Source organism: Alteromonas sp. 14N.309.X.WAT.G.H12 (assembly GCF_036697315.1).
Classification (GTDB): domain Bacteria; phylum Pseudomonadota; class Gammaproteobacteria; order Enterobacterales; family Alteromonadaceae; genus Alteromonas.
Genome location: NZ_JBAHZB010000180.1, coordinates 1 through 3,793, shown reverse-complemented (window position 1 = coordinate 3,793; position 3,793 = coordinate 1). Strand labels below are relative to the sequence as shown.

4 protein-coding genes are annotated in these 3,793 nt (G+C 40.8%); all 4 read left to right on the top strand.

The window, feature by feature from the left end:
• The first annotated feature begins 178 nt into the window (after positions 1 to 178).
• Complete coding sequence (locus V5298_RS20030; protein WP_332933189.1) at positions 179 to 442, top strand: hypothetical protein; 264 nt, start codon at positions 179 to 181, stop codon at positions 440 to 442.
• Between the two features lie 128 nt (positions 443 to 570).
• A complete protein-coding gene (locus V5298_RS20025; RefSeq protein ID WP_332933188.1) occupies positions 571 to 1,239 on the top strand; it encodes a hypothetical protein in 669 nt (222 codons plus the stop codon).
• Between the two features lie 81 nt (positions 1,240 to 1,320).
• Positions 1,321 to 2,325 carry a hypothetical protein gene (locus V5298_RS20020; RefSeq protein WP_332933187.1) on the top strand — a complete coding sequence of 335 codons (1,005 nt, stop codon included), beginning with the start codon at positions 1,321 to 1,323 and terminating at the stop codon, positions 2,323 to 2,325.
• 85 nt (positions 2,326 to 2,410) lie between these two features.
• Positions 2,411 to 3,622, top strand: a complete 1,212-nt coding sequence (locus V5298_RS20015) for a DUF3644 domain-containing protein (RefSeq protein ID WP_332933186.1) — start codon at positions 2,411 to 2,413, stop codon at positions 3,620 to 3,622.
• The last annotated feature ends 171 nt before the right edge of the window (positions 3,623 to 3,793 follow it).

Below are 3,793 nucleotides of genomic sequence, written 5' to 3'. Positions count from 1 at the left end.
TCATGTTCATCTGCCTATCCTTAACTCTCTATAGAGTAAATTGAGATAGGCAGTTACACAAAATTAGTTACAGTCTCTTGGCTTTTGCTCCTTCGTCGCTAATTTTAGCCAACTATATTTTGCCTGTTAACAGGGCGTTAGCTACCTAAATCATTTCACGGAACATAAGGAGATCGAAATGAGTAATTGTAATCAAGAACATCGTCATTGGCCTTTTTTAGAGTCACTACCTCATGACCAAGGTGGCCACGGGCGTCATAAATGTGCTGGCTGTGCCTATGAATTAGGTTATCAAGCTGGAGTTCGAAGAGATGAACGTCTTCACATAGATTTGGATTCATTGCCTGAAAGTCAAGCGGGTACAGTTCGTCACAAAAGTCCGCACGCTGCTTTTGCTCAAGGTTACTATGACGGTGTCCACTCATCGTATAGCGGTAGCTAACAAACCACTGTAGTCACTCGCTGGCGCTCGTTGGGACACAAACTCGCAGGCTCCCTTCGCTTCGCTCCGTATTATAGCCTGCGTATTTGTGCCCCTAAGTGGGGTGTTAGCACTAAACTAGGATGTTCATGCTCAATAAAACACAGATTATATCAATGTTAGAGTTTTCAAAGGAACACTGGCCTTCAATTTCTACACTTGTAGTAGGCTTATCTTTAGGTACTAGTATCTTCTACGCAGAGAGTTATTTTGAAAAATTCGGTTTGAGCTATCTGCATTTTGTTGACTTCACCGATCTAATTAAACTTCTTTTCCTTAGTAAGACATTTTTTATATCAATAATTCTTTTGTCTGGACTTTTTATCCTTGCCTCTCTTCTGGGGAGCAAAGAAGAAGTTACGGAGTCGAAGGTTAGCCGAGCAAAAACATTCTTCACAGTAGTTATCTCACTAGTTCTAGTACCAGTTATATTTTTTATCGTAATTGCCCCTTTTACATCTCCTTCATTAGATGCTTCTAGCATAAAAAATGGATATGCTGCTTTTTACAACATCGTTTACCATGGTGGTAAGAGTAAGGTTAAATGTGCAAGTATAATTGCAGTTTCATCAAGTAATTACTTAGTTTGGGATTTCAAGAATAACAAAACGATTATAATCCCAAAATCTCAAATAATAGACTTTCACTTAACGTTGGAAAAGTTCAAAAGTAAAGCGGCACAGCAAGATGTAGATACCAAAATCGAAGAACTTGAAGAAAGGAAGCAAAAGCTTGCTAAGGTTTGCGAGCATGTTTAGTGCTAACAAACAAATCATGGCCGACGCGCAAACAGCACGCGCCGCATATTCGAAGAGTTATGCATTTATAAGGGATTTGCCATGTTTGAAGACTTGATAAAAGAGATGGAGCGTATGAATGGACAGTCGCTATCTGTAGCAATCGAATCGGATGAGAAGGGGTATATCGATAAGCAATGCCCTAATGAAGATTGCGAGTTTATTTTTAAAGTCAACGAAGAGGATTGGGCCAATATCTTTAGGGATGAAGCCGTATGGTGCCCGTTTTGTCGTCATGAAGCTCCATCAGATCAGTGGTTTACGATTGAACAAGTCGAACATTCTAAAGCCGAGGCGTTTGCTGTAATGCAAGGGAAAATCCATAACTCCCTCCGAACTGGTGCTCAAAAGTTCAATCGGCGTCAACCGAAAAACAGCTTCATCTCAATGTCAATGAAAGTAACAGGCGGTCCCAAAAGAACACATACCATTCCTGCAAAGGCAGCGGATCTTATGCAGTTGGAAATTCAATGTGAAAGCTGCGAATCCAGATTTTCTGTTGTAGGTAGCGCATACTTCTGCCCTGCGTGCGGTCATAACTCCGTAACTCGTACTTTTAGGGACTCATTACGGAAAATTCGGGCTAAGAAAGATAGTGTCGGTGTTGTTAAACAGGCGCTAATCGAGACAGCAGGGAAAGATGAAGCGGAGCTAACATGCAGATCGCTGATTGAGACATGTATTAGTGATGGAGTGGTTTCCTTCCAGAAATATTGTGAAGGCATGTATGAAGCTTTTGGAAAGGCACCGTTTAACGCTTTTCAGCGTTTAGAACAAGCTAGTGAGCTTTGGAAAAAGGCGGTTCAAAAAGGGTTTGATCAATGGCTGAGTGAAGACGAAATCAATGTACTACGCATTCTATATCAAAAGCGCCATTTGCTCGCCCACAATGAAGGAATTGTTGATGAGAAGTACATTCAAAAATCAGGTGATAACAAATACAAAGAAGGCCAGCGCTTAATTGTTTCGGCTAACGATGTGGAAAACCTAGTGACGTGTTTAGAGAAATTGTCTACTGGTATTGAAGAGGCGTGTAGCAATGCATAACAAGGCGCTGCACTCGGAAAAATTACTCGCTCTGCTCCTAATTTTCCGGTGAGCGCGGCGTTAGGCTTTTGGAGAAATATTCAACATGGTTAAAAAGGGTATGCTTCTTCAGCTATTGGATGAACTCCGAAAGCTAGAGGAAAAAGGTTGTGAGTTTACCGCTAAAGAAGTAGCGGAATCAGTCGGTTACAGTGTCAGCTCTGTAAACAAATACTTTAACGAAAAGCTTAAGGGCGAGTACATCGTTAAAGTGACCCGTTCACTATGGAAATGCAGCGGTATTAACAAACTCTCCAATGACGAGTTTTTCAGGCTCATGTCCCAGAGTTTGAATACACAGTCCAAATCACCTGATGAAATTCTCTCGGAACAACTAATAAAAAGAAGTCATGATGCTTTTACATTGGCGCTTGAAGTGTATAACCGTCCAACATTGGGCAATCGGGTTGAAGCATTTACCATTATGATGGTAAATGCTTGGGAACTCATGCTTAAATCGGAACTAGCAAAAAGAGAAGGCGCTTCAAGTATTTTTAAAGAGGGTGATTTCAGCATTAGCATTCGTGAAGCCATGTGTAAGCTAATGGAGTCATCCGACAATGTGGCTAAAAACTTGGAAACGTTGATTGATCTTAGAGATCATGCGATTCATCTGCTTATTCCAGAGTTACAACCTCAATTATCTCGTTTGTTCCAAGCAACAGTACTGAATTATCAAAAACGTTATAAAGCGTTAATGGGCAATAGCCCATTAGCGGGTCAAAGCGTTGGTTTGTTGAGTCTTATTGTCGATGGGTGTGAACCTGAAGTCGCAGTTATCAAAGAAACTTATGGCGAGTTAACCGCAACTCAAGTGAAAAGCTTTTTGGGCAAATTTACAGAAATGGCACGAGAATGTGACTCGGATGAATTTTCGATTTCTGTAGACTATAAGTTAGCGTTAACCAAAAAGTCTTCAGAGAGTGATTTATCTTTATCACTAAGTGATGGTGGTGAGAAAGCAATTATCATCCGTGAAACTAAAGATCCAGATGTTACCCATCCATACCATCAGAACACAGCAATCGCAGAAATTAACCTTCGACAAGAACTCGTTAAAATAACGAGCTACTCTTTTCAAGCTGTTGTTAAGAAGAACAAAATACAGAAAGCCAAGCGCTCTAACTATCATTATGAACTAGATGGGCGTCACAGGTACTCTGAGGCTTTCATTGAATGGTTTGTGAATAATCTTAACCAGAAAAATTGGCTGGACGGTGCATTAAAAAGTCACCGTAACCGTCGAAAAAAAGCCTAACAAAGCATTTAAGAGTGATTCGCAACGCTTGGCAGTTTCGCTTCGCTCAAGTATAGCCAAGCGTCGCTCACACCTTAATGCGGCGTTATATGCGAGTGAATGATTTGAGTTACGAATGATCGATTTTAAGGTTCAAACTGGCAGGGATTCCTTTGGTCCATTTGTTCAGAC

What these genes read in the sequence shown, in the direction of transcription:
- V5298_RS20030 (WP_332933189.1), top strand. Translation starts at nt 179, where the DNA reads ATGAGTAATTGTAATCAAGAACATCGTCATTGGCCTTTTTTAGAGTCA.
- V5298_RS20025 (WP_332933188.1), top strand. Translation starts at nt 571, where the DNA reads ATGCTCAATAAAACACAGATTATATCAATGTTAGAGTTTTCAAAGGAA.
- V5298_RS20020 (WP_332933187.1), top strand. Translation starts at nt 1,321, where the DNA reads ATGTTTGAAGACTTGATAAAAGAGATGGAGCGTATGAATGGACAGTCG.
- V5298_RS20015 (WP_332933186.1), top strand. Translation starts at nt 2,411, where the DNA reads ATGGTTAAAAAGGGTATGCTTCTTCAGCTATTGGATGAACTCCGAAAG.